Here is a 17,767-nt window from a genome sequence, read left to right on the forward strand (position 1 = left end):
CCATCTCCGCATGACTTGACGCTTCCCGCGCGCCGGAACTACTCTCGGCCCAACGCCACCCGTCCGAAAACCAAAGGATTCCGCCAATGCTTCCAGTGGGTTCTCTTGCCAATGCCGCCGCCATCATCCTGGGCAGCCTCGCTGGCTGTCTGCTGCACAGCCGCTTTCCCGAACGCATCCGGGTCATCGTCTTCCAGGGCCTGGGCCTGTGCACCCTGCTCATCGGTCTGCAGATGGCCTTCAAGGTGCAAAACATTCTGGTGGTCATTTTCAGCATCCTGCTCGGCGGCATCACCGGCGAACTACTGCGGCTGGACACCCTGTTCGAGCGCCTCGGCAACCGCTTCAAGACGGCGGTTAAATCCGAAAACCCGAAATTCACCGAAGGGCTGATCACGGCCTCGCTCATCTACTGCATCGGGGCCATGGCCATTGTCGGCTCGCTCGAGGAAGGTGTTACCGGCGACCCCACCGTGCTGTACACCAAGGCCATCCTGGACGGATTCGCCTCCGTGGCCCTGGCCTCCACCTTCGGGTCGGGCGTGCTCTTCTCCTTTATCCCGGTGCTCCTCTACCAGGGGGCCCTCACCCTGTTCGCGGGCTTTTTCCAGCAATACTTCTCGCCCGAGCTCATTGCCCAGCTTTCGGCCACGGGCGGCCTGCTCATCGTGGGCATCAGCATCACGCTGCTGGACATCAAGGAAATCAGACTTTCCAACCTGCTGCCCGCCCTGCCCTTCGTGGTGGCGCTGGTTCCGCTGGCGGACTGGCTGCAGACGCTCTTCTAGTCGTCCCGCTTCCCGTCCGGCCTTTCCCCGTCCTTGTCCAGGCCGTGGTCCTCGCCCCGGTCATAGACGTGCTCGTCGTAGTCCTGGCCCCGGTAATAACCGGATTCGGTGTATTGGCGTTCGGGACTCTTTTTGCGGTCCTTTCCCGCCACCAGATTGCGGATGAAATGAAAAACGAAAAACGGATTCATGGCTGCTCCTCACAAACAGGCCTGGTGAACAGCCAGGCCTTGGCCGTGATTTCCCGGCGTTCGCCGAACACGTAGACCTGGTCCTCCCGCTGCAGGCGGAACCGGCCGTCCGGGTTGCGGTGTAGTTCCTCCCCGCGCATGACGGCCACGGCCGTGAGCCCGTGTTCCTTGCGCAGGGCCGCCTCCTCCAGGGTGCGCCCGTCCAGGGGGGCCTGCGGGCAGATGGTGAAGATGGACAGGTCCATGTCCGAGAACCTGCCCAGCTTGATGAGCGGGGAAGGCGGCTCGTGGCATTCCTCCAGGAAGCAGCCGTAGCCCTCGGCCCGGATCTCCTCGGCGAACCGCTCCACCTCGGCGCGCGGCACCAGGTACCGCGCCAGCACCCGGCTGAACAGCTCCATGGAGCTTTCCAGATCCTCGGGCACCACCTCGTCCGCTCCCAGGTCGTAGAGATCGCGCATCTCCGTGTGGAAACGGGTCCGCACGATGATGTGCAGGGACGGGTTGATGCGCTGGGCCAGGTCCACGATGCGCCGCGCCCCGGCCGCGTCCGAAACCGTGATGGCCAGCACGCGCGCCGCCTCCACGTCGGCATGGTGCAGCACCTCCTCGAAGGAGGCGTCGCCGTAAAGGATGTTGCGTCCGGCCTCGCGTTCGCGGGCCACGGTCTCGGCATTGACGTCCAGCACCACGTAGGGGATGCCGGCCACCTCGGCGGCGCGGGCGATGTTGCGGCCGCCCAGCCCGAACCCGCTGATGATCAGGTGGTCCCGGAGCTTTTCCCCGGAGGGTTCGGCAATGTCCTTGCGCCGGAACACGGCCCGGTCGCGCAGCCAGGGCCATTGCATGGCCCGGTCGGCCACGGCGGGGGCCAGGGAAAACAGGAACGGGGTGCACAGCATGGTCAGCACGCTGGCGGCCAGGAAAAGCTGATAGCCCTGCTCCGGGATCAGGCCGGCCCCCAGGCCCACGCTGGCCAGGATGAAGGAGAACTCGCCCACCTGGGAAAGCTGCAGCCCGGAGATGATGGCCGAGCGTCCCGAACGGCCCATGATGACCGAGGAAAGCCAGGCCACCAGGGCCTTGAGCGCCAGGATGACCACCGTGGCGACCAGCACCAGCACCGGGTGCGCGGCCACAAAGCCCAGGCTGAGCAGCATGCCCACCGAGACAAAGAAAAAGCTCACGAACACGTCCTTGAACGGCAGGATACCGCCCAGGGCGTTGACGCTGTATTCGGACTCGGAAACGATGACCCCGGCCAGGAACGCGCCCAGGGAAAGGGAAAGGCCCAGGGCGTAGGTCAGGTAGGCGATGGAAAAGCACAGGCCCAGGGTGGTGGTCATGAACAGCACCTGGCTGCGGGTGCGCACCACCTGCCCGAGCACAAAGGGCACCACCCAGCGGGAACAGACAAAGACCAGCGCAAAGACCCCGGCCATCTTGGCCGCCAGCAGGAGCACGGTCTGGGTGAGGCTGCCCGAGACCCCGGCCAGCATGGGAATGATCAGCATCATGGGCACGATGGCCAGGTCCTGGAAGATGAGCACCGCGGTGGTGAACCGCCCGTAGGGACTGTCCGCTTCGGCACGCTCCTGCAACAGGCTCAGGACAATGGCCGTGCTGGAAAGGGCGGCCAGGAACCCGAGAAACACGCTCCGGTTGAAATCCAGGCCGCGCAGCAGGCTCAGGCCCGTCACCAGTGCGATGGTCAGCAGCACCTGGATGCTTCCGCCGCCGAGCACCGCCGCCTTGTACCGGGAAAGCTTTTCCAGGGAAAACTCCACGCCGATGGCGAACATCAGGAAGATGACGCCCACCTCGGCCAGCATCTCCACCAGATGCGCCTCGGCCACCAGGCCGAGCCCGTGCGGCCCGCACAGGGTGCCCGTGAGCAGAAAGCCCACAATGGCGGGCAGGTTGAACCGGTTGCAGACCAGCAGCACGAAGATGGCCAGCACGAAGATGGTGACGATGTCCTGAAAAACAAGCATTTCCATAAGACCACCCTTAGGGGTATCGGGCCCGCATGGCAAGCCCATTCGGATTTGCCGGGGCAATAAAAAAAGCCCGCCTCGCGGCGAGCTTCCTGTCGTTCATTTCCCGTGCGGGCCCTATTTCTTGGCCGCGCAGCCGCCGCATCCCTTCCGCAACGGACGAATGGGTTCATCGGGATCGAGCAGCCGGGGCTCCTCGCCGTCCTCCATGTGTCCCTTGTCGCGGGCGTATTCGATGATGTCCTCGAAAATGGTCTGCACCTCGTCCACGGGAACGTTCTCCCGCACCATGTCCCGGCGGAATTCCTCGCGGTCGAAGCTCTCGGCCCAGGGTTTCGCGCGCAGGTCGCTCCAGGCGCCGATCTTGGGGGCCTCGATAGGCTTGCTCACCTGACGAACCGAGACCTCAAAGGCCTTGTAGCCGTAAACGTCGTCCAGGGTTTCCACAGGGTCGCAGCCGTGCAGGGCGCTGGCCTGGATGGACATGACGAGTTTGAAACCGATGCCGATCTCCTTGAAGTACCGGCCGAACCGCTCGTGGCGGGTCGCCTCTTCAAGATATTCCCTGAAATCGCGGGCCATAAGAATACGCTCCTTTTACGAAAATGGTACAGGACTGCATACCCTCAAACCAGGCAATATGACAAGGGAAAGCCCCGAAAAAAGGCTATTGCTCGTCAGCCTTGAGCTGGCCGCAGGCGGCCTTGATGTCCGCGCCCATGGAGCGGCGGATAAAGGCGGTGACCCCGTGGTGCCAGAGCCGCTTTTCAAAGGCCTCCACCTGGTCCCGGTCCGGGGCGCTGAACGGCATGCCCTCGGTGGCGTTGTAGGCGATGAGGTTGACCTTGACGCGGTTCTTGTCCACCAGCTTGGCCAGCTGGTCGGCGTGGTTCAGGGAATCGTTCACGCCCCCCAGCAGCAGGTATTCGAAGGTGATGCGCTCGCGCGGGCGCAGCGGGAATTCGGCCAGGCACTGCATGAGTTCGTCCAGCGGCACGCGGGCGGCCTTGGGCATGATCTGGGCCCGCAGCTCCTGGGTGGGGGCGTGCAGGGAAATGGCGGGCAGGGCCAGTTCGGTCTTGCCCAGGATGCGGAGCTGCTCGGGGAAGCCCACGGTGGAGACCATGGACCGCCGCCAGGAAATGCTCAGCCCGTTCTCGCGGGGCAGGGTCTCCAGGGAGCGCAGTAGGTTGTCCAGGTTCAGCAGGGGTTCGCCCATGCCCATGTAAACCAGGTTGCGGATGGGGCTGGGGCCGTCCGGGCCGCCCACGCCCTTGTCCAGCAGGAACTTGCGGCCCACCAGGACCTGGCCGAGGATCTCGCCCATGGTCAGGTTGCGCTCGAAGCCGAGCAGGCCGGTATTGCAGAACTTGCAGCCCATGGCGCAGCCCACCTGGGTGGAAAGGCACTGGGAAAATCGGTCCTTGAAGGGAATGAGCACGGTCTCGATGAGCTTGCCGTCGTGCAGCCGGAGCAGCAGCTTGACCGTGCCGTCCCGGCTTTCCTGGACCTTGGCGATGCCCGGCCAGGTGATGGTGGCGATCCCGGCCATCTTCTCGCGCAGGGCCTTGCCCATGTTGGTCATGTCCGAAAAGTCGCGCACGCCCTTCTGCCAGAGCCACTGGAAGAGCTGGTCCACACGGAAGCGCGGCTGTTTGAGGTCCTCGACCACAAAGGCTTCCAATTCGTCGTATGTCAGGTCAAGCAGGTTGATCATAATTTCTCCAGGCTCGGCACGCGCGGTTCGGGCGCCTCGAGCAGCACCTCGATATCCATGTCGTCCCCGATCCCCTTCAGGAAGGCGCGCATCTCGCGCTCCTGGTGCGGGGTATAGCGCAGCATGAGGATACCCGTGAACTTGCTCACCACCGTGAAGATGCCCAGGTTGTCGTGGGCCTCCAGCAGGAAGCGGAACAGGGCGATCTTCTCCCGCGCGATACGCACGTACAGGCGGGAGGACCGCTCGGGCGGCGGCGGGCACGGGTAGTGCCGTTTTGTCCTGCGCGTCTTTTTCATGTGGCCCTGCCTAGCGCGGGTTTCCGATAAAGGCAAGCGAACAGATGCCTCCGGCGGGCTCTCCCGAGGCGTTACGTTCAAAGGCCGCCCATTATTCTCCGGCCACATAGGCTGGAACGGCAATGAGAGCCAGCAGACTGCCATAAAGCAACGACAGGAAGCCCATGGCCAGCGCCGGACCTATTTTGGACAGATCGCCAATATTTCCGAGCGCTGCGACAACACCAACAATGAGATACAGAAGACCGCCGAAGAGTCCGGAAAGGATGACCGTCTTGGCGGCGGACTTCCTGAATCCGCCTGCAAGATGCGGCCCCGGTGAAAAAAGCGAGCCCACTGCGGTCAGGCTTCCGCGAAAACCGAAATTGCAGACAAGCGCACCAAAACATGTCCCTGTGATCGCGATCATGCTCGGCAGGTCGATGAAATACGCTGTTCCGCCCGAAAAAAACATGGTGGTTGCCGCAAAAAGCAACATAACCGCCAGCCCCGCATAATAACTGAATTTCATCATTTGCCTCCGGCATTACAAGGCCCATCCAAAAGGCGGAGCAACTCTTCGTGCGGCATTCCCAACAGCCGAATCCGCCTTTTGAGAACAGGGAGTTCGTCGCGTACAAAACGTTCCCTTATGAAAGTGCGGCACATTTCCGCCCCCGAAGCTTCCACCACGCTTCCCATGCCCCGCTCCGGCCGAATGACACCCATATCCCGCAAAAATGCGTGGGCATTGGCCACGGTGTTGGGCGTGACCCCCTCGACCATGGCGCATTCCCGCACCGAAGGGATCCTGTTCCCGGGCCGTAGCTCGCCGCTCGCAATACGTTCCATCAACCTTTCGGCGATACCGAGATAAATGCGATCGGTGGTTATACTGCTCATGGCGCTCCAGTGTGGTAGTGTTCTACAAACCTAATACACCTTCGAAAAAAAACTGCCAAGGGAAAATGAAAACCATGCAAATCAGGTGGCGCGGGCCTTTTTCCTGCGCATACGCAGATTGAGAAACTCCACCAACAGGGAAAAGGCCATGGCAAAATAGATGTAGCCCCGGTCGATGTGTTTGCCCAGGCCCTCGGCCACCAGCAGCACGCCCACCAGCAGCAGGAAGGCGAAGGCCAGCATCTGGATGGTGGGATGGTCGCTCACGAACCGGCTGATGGCGTTGGCGAAGAAGAGCATCACGCACACGGCCAGGACAATGGCCGCGATCATGATCACGACGTGCCGGGCCATGCCCACTGCCGTGATGACCGAGTCGATGGAAAAGACGATGTCCAGAAGCATGATCTGGATGATGGCCCCCCAGTAGGAATAGGCCAGTTTGCCCACCTTGCGCTCGTGCCCGGGCTCCAATTTCTCGTGGATCTCCATGGTGGCCTTGGCCAGCAGAAACAGCCCGCCCGAAAGCAGCACCAGGTCCCGGCCGGACACGGCATGGCCGAGGATCTCGAACCAGGGCGCGGTCAGCCCCATGATCATGCTGATGGTCAGAAGCAGCAGGATGCGGGTGATCATTGCCAGCCCGATGCCCAGCTTGCGGGCCATTTCCCGGCGGGCGCGGGGCAGCTTGTTGGTGACCACGACCACGAAGACGATATTGTCGATGCCGAGCACGATTTCCAGCCCGGTAAGCGTGATGAGAGCTATGATATTTTCTATGGTAAACAGGCCTTCCATGACCGATTCTCCTTGATTTTGCCGCAGTATGCGCCAAGGGAAATCCGTTGGCAACAAAGTGCAGGTGCAAAGACGCGGTTGCGCTTTTTTGCGCCAGGCCCGATACTGCCCCGATGCAAACAAGGGGAAAAGCACTGCTGGCGGGCATGGTCCTGACCCTCCTGCTCTGCGCCGGAACATGCCGGGCCGGGGAATACACCCTGACCATGCCGAGCTTCGACGACGGCCAGCACCAATACTACCACGAACTGCTCCGCCAATCCTTCGCCGCCATCGGCCACACCCTGACCATCAAGCCGCTCAAGGACTATCCCTTCAAGCGCATCATGCACATGCTGGAGACCGGAGAGGCCTCGGCCATGTATCTGATCCGGTCCACCGACCGCGACCGCCGATTCGTGCCCGTCAATGTCGGGCTGACCAACGGACTCATCGGCAAGCGCATCCTGCTGGTCCCCCCGGAAGAGGTGGACGCCTTCAAGGGCGTGCGCACCCTGGAGGACTTCCGGAAGCTGAACAGGACGGCCGGGCTGGGGGAATCCTGGTTTGACGTGGATGTCTGGCGCTACAACAGGCTGCCGGTCAAGACCCTGGCCGACTGGCGGCTCATCTACGAGATGGCGGCCCACCGGGACCGGGGCATCGACTATTTCCCGCGCGGATTCGTGGAAATCATGGGAGAGCACGACCGGCATCACGAACTGGTCATCGAGCCGCACCTCATGCTGGTCTACAAGCGCGACTTCATCATCTACCTGAGCCAGCGCGACAAGGATCTGGCCCCGGTGCTGCGCAAGGCCCTTGTCCACGCCCGCGAATCGGGCCTCATGGACCGGCTGCTGCGCAAGCACTACAAACGATCCTTTGACGCGCTCCGGCCCGAAAAACGCCGCGTCATCCGCGTGGCCCTGCCGCCGGGCATGTAAGCCCTCGAATAATAATCCGCCCCCGTTTGCAAGCCCGGCCTGCCGTGCTAAGCTGGCTTCCGATCCCCTACGAGGAGGAATGCCAATGAAAATCGGAATGATCGGGCTGGGCCGCATGGGCATGAGCATGGCCCGCAGGTTCCTGCAGGGCGGGCACGAGGTGGTGGCGCTCAACCGGAGCGCGGAAAAGACCGAGCAGTTGGCGGAGGAAGGAGCGGTTCCCGTCTACTCCTTCAAGGAGCTGGTGCACAGCCTGGAACAGCCGCGCACCGTATGGGTAATGCTGCCGGCGGGCAAGCCCACGGACGCGGCCATCACCCGGCTGGGCGAACTCCTGGCCCCGGGCGACACGGTCATCGACGGCGGCAACACCTATTACAAGGACGACATCCGCCGCTCCCAGGAGCTGGAGAACAAGGACATCCGCTACCTGGACGCGGGCGTCGCGGGCGGAGCGCGCGGCCTCGAGCATGGGTACTGCCTCATGGTCGGCGGCCCCATCGACCAGTTCAAGCGCATCGAGGAAATCTTCCGCGCCCTGGCCCCGCAGGACGGCTACATGCACTGCGGCGAGGCCGGCGCAGGACACTTCACCAAGATGGTCCACAACGGCATCGAATACGGCATGATGCAGGCCTATGCCGAGGGGTTCGCCCTGCTGGAGGATTCCCCCTACGCCGAAACCATCGAGTTCGCGGACCTCGGTGCGGTCTGGAACCGGGGCGGAGTGATCCGGTCCTGGATCCTGGAACTGGCCGTGGACGCCTTCTGCAAAAACCGCCGCCTCGCCGACACGGACGGCTATGTGGACGATTCCGGCGAAGGGCGCTGGACCGTGCAGCAGGCCGTGGACACGGGCACGCCCATCCCGGTGCTGGCCCTGGCCCTGTTCGAACGTTTTTCCTCGCGCCGCCAGGACGATTTCCGCAACCGCATGCTGGCGGCCCTGCGCAGTGAATTCGGAGGCCACACGGACGAAAGCGGCCAATAGACATGGGCCTGCCGGGAGGGTCCGGCGCAACTTTATGTCGGGAATTCTTGACACAGGTCCGCAAGGGATGCGATTTCCTCCCAAGGGAAGTCCTTGCTTCGACTGGAAAAACAGGCATGGACGGACCGAATTTCGAATATCGCGACCCTGACCCTAACAGGATGAACCATGGGACAAGTCACCATCTTCGAGGACGCTGAAGCATTGAGCCATGCTGCGGCGTCTTTTTTCGTCCAGGCCTCGCACCGCGCCCTGGAGCGTAACGGCCATTTTTCCGTGGCCCTGAGCGGCGGCCCCACCCCGAAGCGGTTCTACGAACTGCTGGCCGACGAACGATACTGGCGGGCCGTGCCCTGGGACCGCACCCACCTGTTCTGGGGCGACGACCGCGCCGTGGGGCCGGAGCACGAACACAGCAATTACCGGCTGGCCCATGAAGCCTTCATCCGCCATGTGCCCCTGCCCGAAGCCAACGTGCACCGCGTCCGGGGCGAGCTCGGGGCTGCCGCTGCCGCCGAGGATTACAGCCAGGAGCTGGTGAACTTCTTTGGAGGCGACACTCCGCCCGCCATGGATCTGGCCATCATGGGCATAGGGGACGACGGGCACACGGCCTCGCTCTTTTCCGGTTCCGAAGCACTGGCCGCCACCGATTACGTGATGCCCGTGTTCGATCCTCCCGCAGCCCCCAGGGTGGACCGGGTCACGCTGACGTTCCCGGCCTTTGCCGCCGCGCACACCGCCCTGTTCCTGGTTACGGAAGAAAACAAGCGGGACGTGCTGGCGGGTGTGCTGAACGGCGACCCTCAGTATCCGGCCTCCCGGTTCCAGGCCCAACGGGTGATCTGGTACGCGGGCCAGGCTGTCGCAGGATAGAGCATTCTAGGGAGGGGGCTTCTGCGAAAGCGTTCCTCCTTACCCTCATTGTTTTTGCTCCTTCCACAGAGCACGGTTTCAGCGCATGTTATAATGTGCGCGCATCATTCCCACCGATACTGTGCAAAATACGGAGAAAGCCCGCATCAAACCATGCCGGCCCTACCGTACCGCATCCCCGAAAGGAGCCGAGTATGAAAAAAGCTCTCCTGGCCTTCATTCTTGTTGTTCTCTGCGCGCTCAGCGCCGCGGCCCAGGACATCATGATCGTCACGGAGCACGCGCCGCCCCTGAACTACCTCAAAAAGGACGAGGTAAAAGGGTTGGGCACCGAGATCGTGGAAGCCATGATGCAAAAGCTCGGGGTGGACTTCCCCATCTTTGTGATGCCTTGGGCGCGGGGATACGAGATGGCTCTGAGGGATGCCAATGTGGCGCTCTACTCCACCACGCGCACTCCGGAACGCGAGCGCCTGTTTCAGTGGGTAGGCCCCCTGCTGAAGGAACGGTGGGTCATCTATGCGAGACAGGACTCTCACATTCGCATCGACAGCCTCGAGGACGCAAAAGAAGTGGGCAAGATAGGAACCTACATCGACGACGTCAAAGAGCAGTTCCTCCAGAAGAACGGATTCATGAACCTGGACAGCGTCCGCAACGACAGCATGAACCCGGGCAAACTCGTGGCCGGGCGTATCGACCTGTGGATCAGCAGCAGCCTCTCCGCCCCCTATTTCATGCGCCTGGCCAAGGTGAACCGGGGCAGCATCAAGGAAGTCTTCAGCTTCAATGAATCCACGCTCTACCTGGCCTTTTCCTTGAAGACCGACCCGGCCATCGTCAAGAAGTGGCAGGACGCCTACGACGAACTCGAAGCCGAAGGCGTCATCAAGGAAATCCAGAGCAAGTGGTACTAGTGACAATTTTTCCCTACGCTCTCTTGCCCCTCCTTCCAGGCTCTTGACGCCCTCCTGTCCCGTTCCTATCCTGGTCGGAAAGAGAACGAAACACTGGAGACAGAAAATGGACCTCACATGGCGCTACGACCTGCACGCGACTGACTGGGATGAACTCTCGAAACTCTACCGGGACGCACCGTTGGGAACAAAGTCGGCCGAGCACCTTCGGGAAGTCTTCGACAACAGCCGGTACGTCTGCTTCGTGCACGACGGAGAAACACTGGTGGGTGTCGGCCGTGCTCTGGCAGACGGACGGGACTGCTCCTACATCTGCGACGTGGCCGTTCACCCCGGCCACCAGGGCATCGGGCTCGGAAAGCAGATCGTGCAAAAGCTGATGGAGTTTTCCAAAGGCCACACCAAGATCATTCTCTATGCCAACCCCGGCAAAGAAGGCTTCTACAGGAAGCTCGGCTTCAAGATGATGAACACGGCCATGGCCATCTTCAGGGACCAGAAAGGAGCCGTGCGGGCAGGAGTTCTGCGCGACGAATGAATCTGCCCGGATTCAGATACGCCGCCATCGGGAAAAACACAGAGAGACGTCAAAAAAGAGGGGCTGCCCGCATGGGCAGCCCCTTTTGACGATCAAGACTTGAGCAAGTCCTACTTGAAGACGGTGGTAGCCTTAACAGCCTTCTGCCAGCCGTCATACAGCTTGGCGGATTCTTCAGCGGCCATCTTCGGAGCGAATTCGCGGTCGATGCCGAAGTTCTTCTTGATGTCTTCGCGGTCAGTCCAGAAACCAACGGCCAGACCTGCCAGGTAGGCAGCGCCCAGAGCGGTGGTTTCGATGCACAGCGGGCGTTCCACCGGGGTGCCCAGCAGGTCGGACTGGATCTGCAGCATCAGGTCGTTGGCAACGGCGCCGCCGTCCACGCGCAGCTTTTCCAGCTTGATGCCGGAGTCGGCTTCCATGGCGGAGAGCACGTCCTTGGTCTGGTAGCACAGGGATTCCAGGGTGGCACGGATGAAGTGCTCCTTGGTGGTGCCGCGGGTCAGGCCGAACACGGCGCCGCGAACTTCGGAATCCCAGTAGGGAGCGCCCAGGCCGACGAAGGCCGGAACAACGTACACGCCGTCGGTGCCCTGCACGCGGGTGGCGTACAGTTCGCTGTCCCTGGCTTCGCGGAACATGCGCAGGCCGTCGCGCAGCCACTGGATGGCGGAACCGGCAACGAAGATGGAACCTTCCAGAGCGTATTCGACCTTGCCGTCAACGCCCCAGGCGATGGTGGTGACCAGGCCGTTCTTGGACGGGACAGCCTTTTCGCCAGTGTTCATGAGCATGAAGCAACCGGTGCCGTAGGTGTTCTTGGCCATGCCTTCTTCGTAGCAGGCCTGACCGAACAGGGCTGCCTGCTGGTCGCCAGCCATACCGGCGATGGGAATTTCGTGACCCTGGAAGGCGTCCTTGTCGGTGGTGCCGTACACTTCGGAGGAAGGCTTGACTTCCGGCAGCATGGATGCGGGCACGGTGAGGGCGCTGAGCAGCTCTTCGTCCCACTTCAGGTCGTGGATGTTGTACATCAGGGTACGGGAAGCGTTGGTGTAGTCGGTGACATGCACTTTGCCGCCGGTGAGCTTCCAGACCAGCCAGGTGTCGATGGTACCGAAGAGCAGGTCGCCCTTTTCGGCCTTTTCGCGTGCGCCTTCGACGTTGTCGAGGATCCACTTCACCTTGGTGCCGGAGAAGTATGCGTCGATGAGCAGACCGGTCTTTTCACGAACCATCGGGTCCAGACCCTTTCCGATCATTTCCTTGCAGATGTCAGCGGTCTGACGGGACTGCCAGACGATGGCGTGGTAAACCGGCTTGCCGGTGTTCTTGTCCCAGACCACAGTGGTTTCACGCTGGTTGGTGATACCGATGGCGGCGATGTCTTCGGCGCTGATGTCGTCGGAAGCCAACACTTCGGCGACAACGGCCTGCACGGAGGACCAGATTTCCATGGCGTCGTGCTCAACCCAGCCCGGATTCGGGAAGTGCTGGGTGAATTCCTTCTGGGTCACGGCCTTGATCTGGCCGCCATGGTCGAAGACGATGGCGCGAGAGCTGGTGGTACCCTGGTCAATGGACAGAATGTACTTCTTGGACATGTAAAATCTCCCTTTCATCGGGTGGAGAGTGAACTCTCCACCCCACACCTAATATTTTCGTAAAGGCTAGTTTCCTAGCAGTATTAACCGAAGATCAGCTTGTACACATGGCAACCGGCGATGCCACCGCAGATGGGGGCGATAACCGGAACCCAGGAGTAACCCCAGTCGCTGCCGCCCTTGCCCGGGATGGGAAGGAGAGCGTGGGCGATACGGGGGCCGAGGTCACGAGCCGGGTTGATGGCGTAACCGGTGGGGCCACCGAGGGAAAGGCCGATGGAAAGGATGTAGAAACCGACAACCAGCGGTCCCATGCCGAGAGCGAACTCGTGTGCGCCCAGAGCCATGATGATGAACAGCAGGAAGAAGGTGCCCAGGAATTCGCACAGGAAGTTTTCAAAGGTGCAGGGGATGGCCGGACCGGTGGAGAACACGGCCAGCTTCAGGCCTGCGTCCTGGGTCGGTTCCCAGTGGCACTTGTAAACCAGGTAACAGAGCACGGCGCCGATGAATGCACCGATAAACTGGCCGGCGAGATAGTAGGGAACGAGGGCCCATTCCATGGCGCCAATGGAAGCCAGACCGATGGTGACGGCCGGGTTGATGTGACCGCCAGAAAGCTTGGAAGCGTAAACGGCAAAGGTGACTGCCATTCCCCACCCCATGGTGATGACGATCCAGCCGCTATTCTGGCCTTTGGATTTTTCCAGCAGCACGTTTGCTACCACACCGCAACCAAACAGGGTCAAAATCATTGTCCCAATCAGTTCACTGACAAGATAATCCATACAATCCTCCGCGACAACAAAAGTTAAGGGTTCGAACAGGCGTTCCGGTTGGAAGACGCACACCTCACACTCTAGCTTCTACACATGAACAATGACGTCCCATGTCATTGCAATTGCATGTGCTATTTTCAGCTTCCAGAATTCATATACAATTTACAGCCCTATCTCAAGAAAAATGTCGATTTTTGATCATTGTTTGGTCAATTTTGTTTCGGCTATGAAAATTTTGACTGTTTTATTGACGCATTAGACACCCAAGTTTCCTGGGCTCCTGCGGACGGATTCACAGATTTTTTCATCGCGGAAACACTGTTCTAAATCATATATAAAATGCGGGTCAAAGTATTTTTAAAACCAATGTTTAAATCTATTAACCATTTATAATAAAAGAATAAAATTGGCAAGTGTCAGAGGTTTTATTATCGGTATCAGGGCCGAATCAAACCCAAAAGACACGACCGACCAAGCGCCTTGTTGCGCCTGGTCGGTTGTGATTTATTTTCTGAAAGGAAAAAAAGTGGGTGTCTTACCGATCACCAAGGGCGGCACCGGACGAAACCGGTCATTCCGCGCCATCGGGACAATACATCTCCACCTCGTGCCTGCGCAGGTGTTCCATGATCTCCTCGGGCGGCGGGCTGTCCGTGAACAGGCAGTCGATTTCGGAGAAACTGCCCAGGCGCACCATGGCGTTGCGTCCGAACTTGCTCCGGTCCGTAACCAGGAAAACCTTGCGGGAGTTGTTGATGATGGACCGGGCCGCACTGACCTCGCGATAGTCAAAGTCCAGCAGGGTGCCGTCCAGGTCAATGCCGCTGATGCCTATGATGCCGTAGTCCACCTTGAACTGGCGCAGGAAATCGATGGCCGATTCGCCGACGATCCCACAGTCCCTGTGCCGGACAATGCCGCCGGCCACGAGGATGTCGATATTCTGGTTCGCGCTCAGGATCTTGGCAACATTGAGGTTGTTGGTGATGACCCGGAGGTGGTCGCGTTTGCACAGTTCCTTGGCCACTTCCTCGTTGGTGGTGCCCATGTTGATGAAAAGGGAGGAACGGGGCGGGATATGCTCCACCACCAGTTTGGCGATCCTCTTTTTTTCCTCGTGGTACAGGACCTGGCGATCCGTATAGCCAACGTTCTCGGTGCTGACCACGGGCCCCGCACCGCCGTGATGGCGGGCCAGGCGGCCCTGATCGCACAGGATGTTGATGTCCCGGCGCACTGTCTGGGGCGTCACGTCGAAATGGTCGGCCAACGCGCCGATGGCCATGAACCCCTGCTCCCGAACCATCCTGGTTATAAGATCGTGGCGTTTGCGGACCGCCGCGTGTTTACCGCCGGAAGTATCCGAGTTTCCATTCTTTTCACCACCCATTAAGGCCCCCTGTCATAGTCAAAAAGTTCAATACCGAAAACAAATTGCCATCTTTTTTGAGCGAAAGTGAAAAAAAATGATGACGCACAAACCAGTTTGGGTTATGTTCTCTTCAAGTTTTCCAACTCGGAACACGAGGAATCGCTTCAAACCGGGATAGCATTTTCGTTTTTTAGCGACAAGGGAAAACAAAATTTAAAAGATTTCGAGTCGATTTCGAAAACGATCGGACCGAAACACATATTTCCGGGCAGCGGTGAAGCTTCATTTGGGGGGAGTGGATCAGGCTTTCCGGACCGCAAAGAAGATAGGGGTCTGTTTCTGAGCGTACTTTGTCTCTCCCGCACGCTTGGAAAGGGCCCCTATCGCTGTTCAAAACCAAGACCTGACACAATCTTTCCCTGTCCACGACAGGAAACCAATCACCTCCTTGGTGTTACGACACCTCCTGGTGCGGGCCGGAAGCGAAGGATGCAGCCGGACGCTTCCGAGTCAGCCAGGGCCCGGGGCCGGAAACAGGTTTCGCATGGCAAAGGGATGCAGCCCCTGCCCGCGAAGAATGCCGAATTCCGCCCCGGACAGCCCGGCTGCCCGCCGCACCATTCACAAGCACGCAACCATACCGCAGGACTGGCACGATAATCGCTACTATTTCCACAAAGGAAATTGCCAGGCCCGGAACGGCAGAAATTACCCGGAGATTCATCAGCGATTTCAGCGTTTGGCCTCGTCCTCCTCTCGATCCCGTTTTCCCCTCCCTTCCGCCCTGGCGGCAACACACGGAGGTGCGCCATGAGATTGACGCAGGAACAGATGGATCGGCTGAGGGGCATGGATCTGGACCCGGACCGGGTCTCCGCGGTAAACATCACGGACATCTGGATCGACCGGGCCACCCAGGCCTCCATTGTGGAATCCGCCAACATGCTGGCGGAAGTCTACAACCTGGACCTGGCCGACGTGCGCGCGGCCCTGACACGGGAACTTTACTGGCACATGGACACCGAGGAACTCGGTATCATGATCCGGCTGGAAGACACGGACATGGAATCCATGTACGTGCGCATCCCCGAGGGTAGATGGGGATTCCGGGAAGGGCGCAGGCTGACCCAGTAGCGGCTTAGCATGCCGTCCGCGCCATCCGGGCTACAGGGCTCCGGCCACCTCCAGCCAGAGGCTGGTCTCCAGCCGCTGCCGCAGGGCGGGCGTCCGCAGCCCCTCCAGCAGTTCGGGATGCCGCGAACGCAGGAAGGCCGCGGGGGCGACGGTCCTGAACCGGGCACCGCCGGAAAGCAACGCGACCAGCGCGTCCTGCTCATTGTAGGCCCGCCAGGCCCACATCTTCGGATAGGGGTCGGGAAGCAGGATGTCATGGAAGTGCACCAGCACGCCCCGCGCCAGACCGGGCAGGACATCGCGAATGATCTGATACGCATCCGTGCCCGGATGATAGAGGTGGCTGCCGTCCACAAAAAGCATGTCCCCAGCCCCCAGCCCGGCAAAAAAGTCCGGTTCCAGATGGTTCAGGGTATGGGCGAGTATTTCCACGCCCTCGGGAATGGCGCGCCTGCCGGAAGCAGGGTCGATGCACTGGTGCCGGGTCTGGATGTTGCCGTCCAGCACCGCCTGTTGCAGGAAGCAGGTGGAATACCCGGACCCGACCTCGATGATCCGTGACGGCCGGTGCTTGCGCACCAGGGCGTAGGCCAGTACCGCATCCAGGCCCATGAACCACTCCTGGTCGAAATGCGCCCTGCCCCGCTCCGGGGAGCTGCGCTCCATGTACTCGTACCTGCCGTTGTACTGGGCCGCGAACTCAATAAGTTCTGCGAATTCATCCAGCTGCGCCTCCCAGCGCGCCTCCAGCCATCCAACGACGCCGTCCTCGGTATGAGCAAGCACCTCCGAGGCAAAACGGTACGGTGCGAAATACCCGAACCGCCGCGATCCGAGCCCGTAATGGGCGCAGACCGTGCGGACCCCGCGCCAGATGCGGCCAAGTTTTCCGGACATGGCGTCGCCTCCCTGTTCCATGCGGTTTCAGTGGATTCCCAACCTACCATGTTCTGCCGGGATTCCCATTATTACCTGAGGCATGCATCCGGTCCTCGCACCATCGCGGGCAAAGGCTACTCTCCCCGCCCTTCAACGACGCATTCCCGCCTGCCCGCCGTCCGCACGCGAAGGCCCGAGATAAGCGCGATGCCCGACAGCACGCAGGCGCAGCCGATGTAGTGGGTCCACTGGAGCCGCTCGTGCAACACCAGGGCGGAGAGTATGACCGCCGAGAGCGGCATGATGCCCGTGAACACCCCGGCCACGGGCGTGGGAACCGGGACAATGCCCGCGAACCAGAACAGGTAGGCCAGCACGGTGACGAACACGCCGTAATAGACCACGGCCCACCAGCCCGCCGCGCCGACACCGGAAAAATCCGTGACCGCCAGTTCATACAACCCCGCAGGCAGGAACCAGAGCAGCCCGAAAAGCGAGACCACCGTGGCTGCGGCCAGCGGCGACATGGGCTCGGGCACCCACTTGCGAAAGAGCAGGAACAGGGATTCCGCGACCACGGCCGCCAGCACCAACAGGTTCCCGGACAGGGACGAACCGGCAAGTTCGCCCTCGCCCACCATGTTCAGCACCATGACCCCCGCCACGGAAAACAGTATGCCGGACAAGGCCCGCAGCGAGGGCCTTTCGCGCCAGAAAACCCAGCCAAGAATGCCCATGCAGGCCGGGGTGGTGCTGGTAATGATGCCTGCGGAGGCCGGGCTGGTCAGCTCCAGCCCGTAGAGCAGGAAGGTGGTGAACAGAAACGAGCCGCACAGGGCCTGGAGGCAGAGCACGGCCCAGCTCCGCCGGGAAAGGACGGGCAGGCCGCCCTCGCGCCAGAACAGAATGGGCAGCAGCAGGGCCAGGGCCAGCACGAACCGGAGCATGGAGGCCAGGAAAACCGGCAGCTGTTCCACCATGATCTTTCCGGCCACCACGGAACTGCCCACGATGACCATTGCCAGGGACAAATTAAGACACGCCTTGAACATGATTCCTCCTTTGAGGAACCAAGGCTA

20 protein-coding genes are annotated in these 17,767 nt (G+C 60.9%); 7 read left to right on the forward strand and 13 right to left on the reverse strand.

Annotated features, from left to right (window positions below):
* Positions 1–86 precede the first annotated feature (86 nt).
* Positions 87–788, forward strand: coding sequence for a DUF554 domain-containing protein (locus FGL65_RS00740; protein ID WP_147818911.1), 702 nt, complete (start codon positions 87–89; stop codon positions 786–788).
* Here the strand turns inward: FGL65_RS00740 and FGL65_RS00745 are convergent.
* From FGL65_RS00745 to FGL65_RS00780, 8 genes are all read right to left on the reverse strand, one after another.
* Positions 785–979 (reverse strand): hypothetical protein, encoded by a 195-nt coding sequence (locus tag FGL65_RS00745; RefSeq protein ID WP_147818913.1) that lies wholly within the window; start codon positions 977–979, stop codon positions 785–787. The genes FGL65_RS00740 and FGL65_RS00745 overlap by 4 nt on opposite strands.
* Positions 976–2,979, reverse strand: a complete 2,004-nt coding sequence (locus FGL65_RS00750; protein WP_147818915.1) for a monovalent cation:proton antiporter family protein — start codon at positions 2,977–2,979, stop codon at positions 976–978. The genes FGL65_RS00745 and FGL65_RS00750 overlap by 4 nt, the downstream gene beginning before the upstream one ends.
* 114 nt (positions 2,980–3,093) lie before the next feature.
* Entirely contained in the window at positions 3,094–3,558 is a 465-nt protein-coding gene (locus FGL65_RS00755) for a hypothetical protein (RefSeq protein ID WP_147818917.1), read from the reverse strand.
* Between the two features lie 85 nt (positions 3,559–3,643).
* Positions 3,644–4,693, reverse strand: coding sequence for a dual-specificity RNA methyltransferase RlmN (gene rlmN / locus FGL65_RS00760; RefSeq protein WP_147818919.1), 1,050 nt, complete (start codon positions 4,691–4,693; stop codon positions 3,644–3,646).
* The gene (locus tag FGL65_RS00765; RefSeq protein ID WP_147818921.1) at positions 4,690–4,992 is read right to left on the reverse strand and encodes a DUF4911 domain-containing protein; all 303 of its coding nucleotides are present in this window, start codon (positions 4,990–4,992) and stop codon (positions 4,690–4,692) included. Before FGL65_RS00765 ends, rlmN begins: the two co-directional genes overlap by 4 nt.
* Positions 4,993–5,083: 91 nt before the next feature.
* Complete coding sequence (locus FGL65_RS00770) at positions 5,084–5,503, reverse strand: hypothetical protein (RefSeq protein WP_147818923.1); 420 nt, start codon at positions 5,501–5,503, stop codon at positions 5,084–5,086.
* Positions 5,503–5,874, reverse strand: coding sequence for a GntR family transcriptional regulator (locus FGL65_RS00775; RefSeq protein WP_147818925.1), 372 nt, complete (start codon positions 5,872–5,874; stop codon positions 5,503–5,505). The genes FGL65_RS00770 and FGL65_RS00775 overlap by 1 nt, the downstream gene beginning before the upstream one ends.
* Positions 5,875–5,955: 81 nt before the next feature.
* Entirely contained in the window at positions 5,956–6,672 is a 717-nt protein-coding gene (locus FGL65_RS00780; protein WP_147818927.1) for a TerC family protein, read from the reverse strand.
* A 113-nt stretch (positions 6,673–6,785) separates the two neighbouring features.
* Here FGL65_RS00780 and FGL65_RS00785 point away from each other — a divergent pair, with 113 nt between their 5' ends.
* The 5 genes from FGL65_RS00785 (at position 6,786) to FGL65_RS00805 (ending at position 10,920) form a co-directional block, all read left to right on the forward strand.
* Positions 6,786–7,598 carry a hypothetical protein gene (locus FGL65_RS00785; protein ID WP_147818930.1) on the forward strand — a complete coding sequence of 271 codons (813 nt, stop codon included), beginning with the start codon at positions 6,786–6,788 and terminating at the stop codon, positions 7,596–7,598.
* Positions 7,599–7,683: 85 nt separating this feature from the next.
* Positions 7,684–8,589, forward strand: coding sequence for a phosphogluconate dehydrogenase (NAD(+)-dependent, decarboxylating) (gene gnd, locus FGL65_RS00790; RefSeq protein ID WP_147818932.1), 906 nt, complete (start codon positions 7,684–7,686; stop codon positions 8,587–8,589).
* Between the two features lie 168 nt (positions 8,590–8,757).
* The gene (pgl, locus tag FGL65_RS00795; RefSeq protein WP_147818934.1) at positions 8,758–9,465 is read left to right on the forward strand and encodes a 6-phosphogluconolactonase; all 708 of its coding nucleotides are present in this window, start codon (positions 8,758–8,760) and stop codon (positions 9,463–9,465) included.
* A gap of 194 nt (positions 9,466–9,659) precedes the next feature.
* On the forward strand, positions 9,660–10,382 hold the full coding sequence (locus FGL65_RS00800) for a substrate-binding periplasmic protein (RefSeq protein WP_147818936.1): 723 nt from the start codon (positions 9,660–9,662) through the stop codon (positions 10,380–10,382).
* A gap of 106 nt (positions 10,383–10,488) precedes the next feature.
* Positions 10,489–10,920 (forward strand): GNAT family N-acetyltransferase, encoded by a 432-nt coding sequence (locus tag FGL65_RS00805; protein WP_147818938.1) that lies wholly within the window; start codon positions 10,489–10,491, stop codon positions 10,918–10,920.
* 110 nt (positions 10,921–11,030) lie between these two features.
* Here the strand turns inward: FGL65_RS00805 and glpK are convergent, their stop codons facing one another.
* The 3 genes from glpK to FGL65_RS00820 form a co-directional block, all read right to left on the reverse strand.
* Entirely contained in the window at positions 11,031–12,524 is a 1,494-nt protein-coding gene (gene glpK / locus FGL65_RS00810) for a glycerol kinase GlpK (protein ID WP_147818940.1), read from the reverse strand.
* Positions 12,525–12,607: 83 nt separating this feature from the next.
* Entirely contained in the window at positions 12,608–13,312 is a 705-nt protein-coding gene (locus FGL65_RS00815) for an MIP/aquaporin family protein (protein WP_147818942.1), read from the reverse strand.
* Between the two features lie 562 nt (positions 13,313–13,874).
* A complete protein-coding gene (locus FGL65_RS00820) occupies positions 13,875–14,693 on the reverse strand; it encodes a DeoR/GlpR family DNA-binding transcription regulator (protein WP_147818944.1) in 819 nt (272 codons plus the stop codon).
* A gap of 792 nt (positions 14,694–15,485) precedes the next feature.
* Between FGL65_RS00820 and FGL65_RS00825 the strand changes: the two genes are divergently transcribed.
* Positions 15,486–15,809, forward strand: a complete 324-nt coding sequence (locus tag FGL65_RS00825; protein ID WP_147818946.1) for a hypothetical protein — start codon at positions 15,486–15,488, stop codon at positions 15,807–15,809.
* Between the two features lie 30 nt (positions 15,810–15,839).
* Here FGL65_RS00825 and FGL65_RS00830 read toward each other — a convergent pair whose 3' ends face one another.
* Both FGL65_RS00830 and FGL65_RS00835 read right to left on the reverse strand, forming a co-directional pair.
* Entirely contained in the window at positions 15,840–16,706 is an 867-nt protein-coding gene (locus FGL65_RS00830) for a class I SAM-dependent methyltransferase (protein WP_187170478.1), read from the reverse strand.
* 116 nt (positions 16,707–16,822) lie between these two features.
* Positions 16,823–17,740, reverse strand: coding sequence for a DMT family transporter (locus tag FGL65_RS00835; RefSeq protein WP_147818950.1), 918 nt, complete (start codon positions 17,738–17,740; stop codon positions 16,823–16,825).
* Positions 17,741–17,767: the final 27 nt, after the last annotated feature.

The organism is Salidesulfovibrio onnuriiensis, from assembly GCF_008001235.1.
Classification (GTDB): Bacteria; Desulfobacterota; Desulfovibrionia; order Desulfovibrionales; family Desulfovibrionaceae; genus Pseudodesulfovibrio; species Pseudodesulfovibrio onnuriiensis.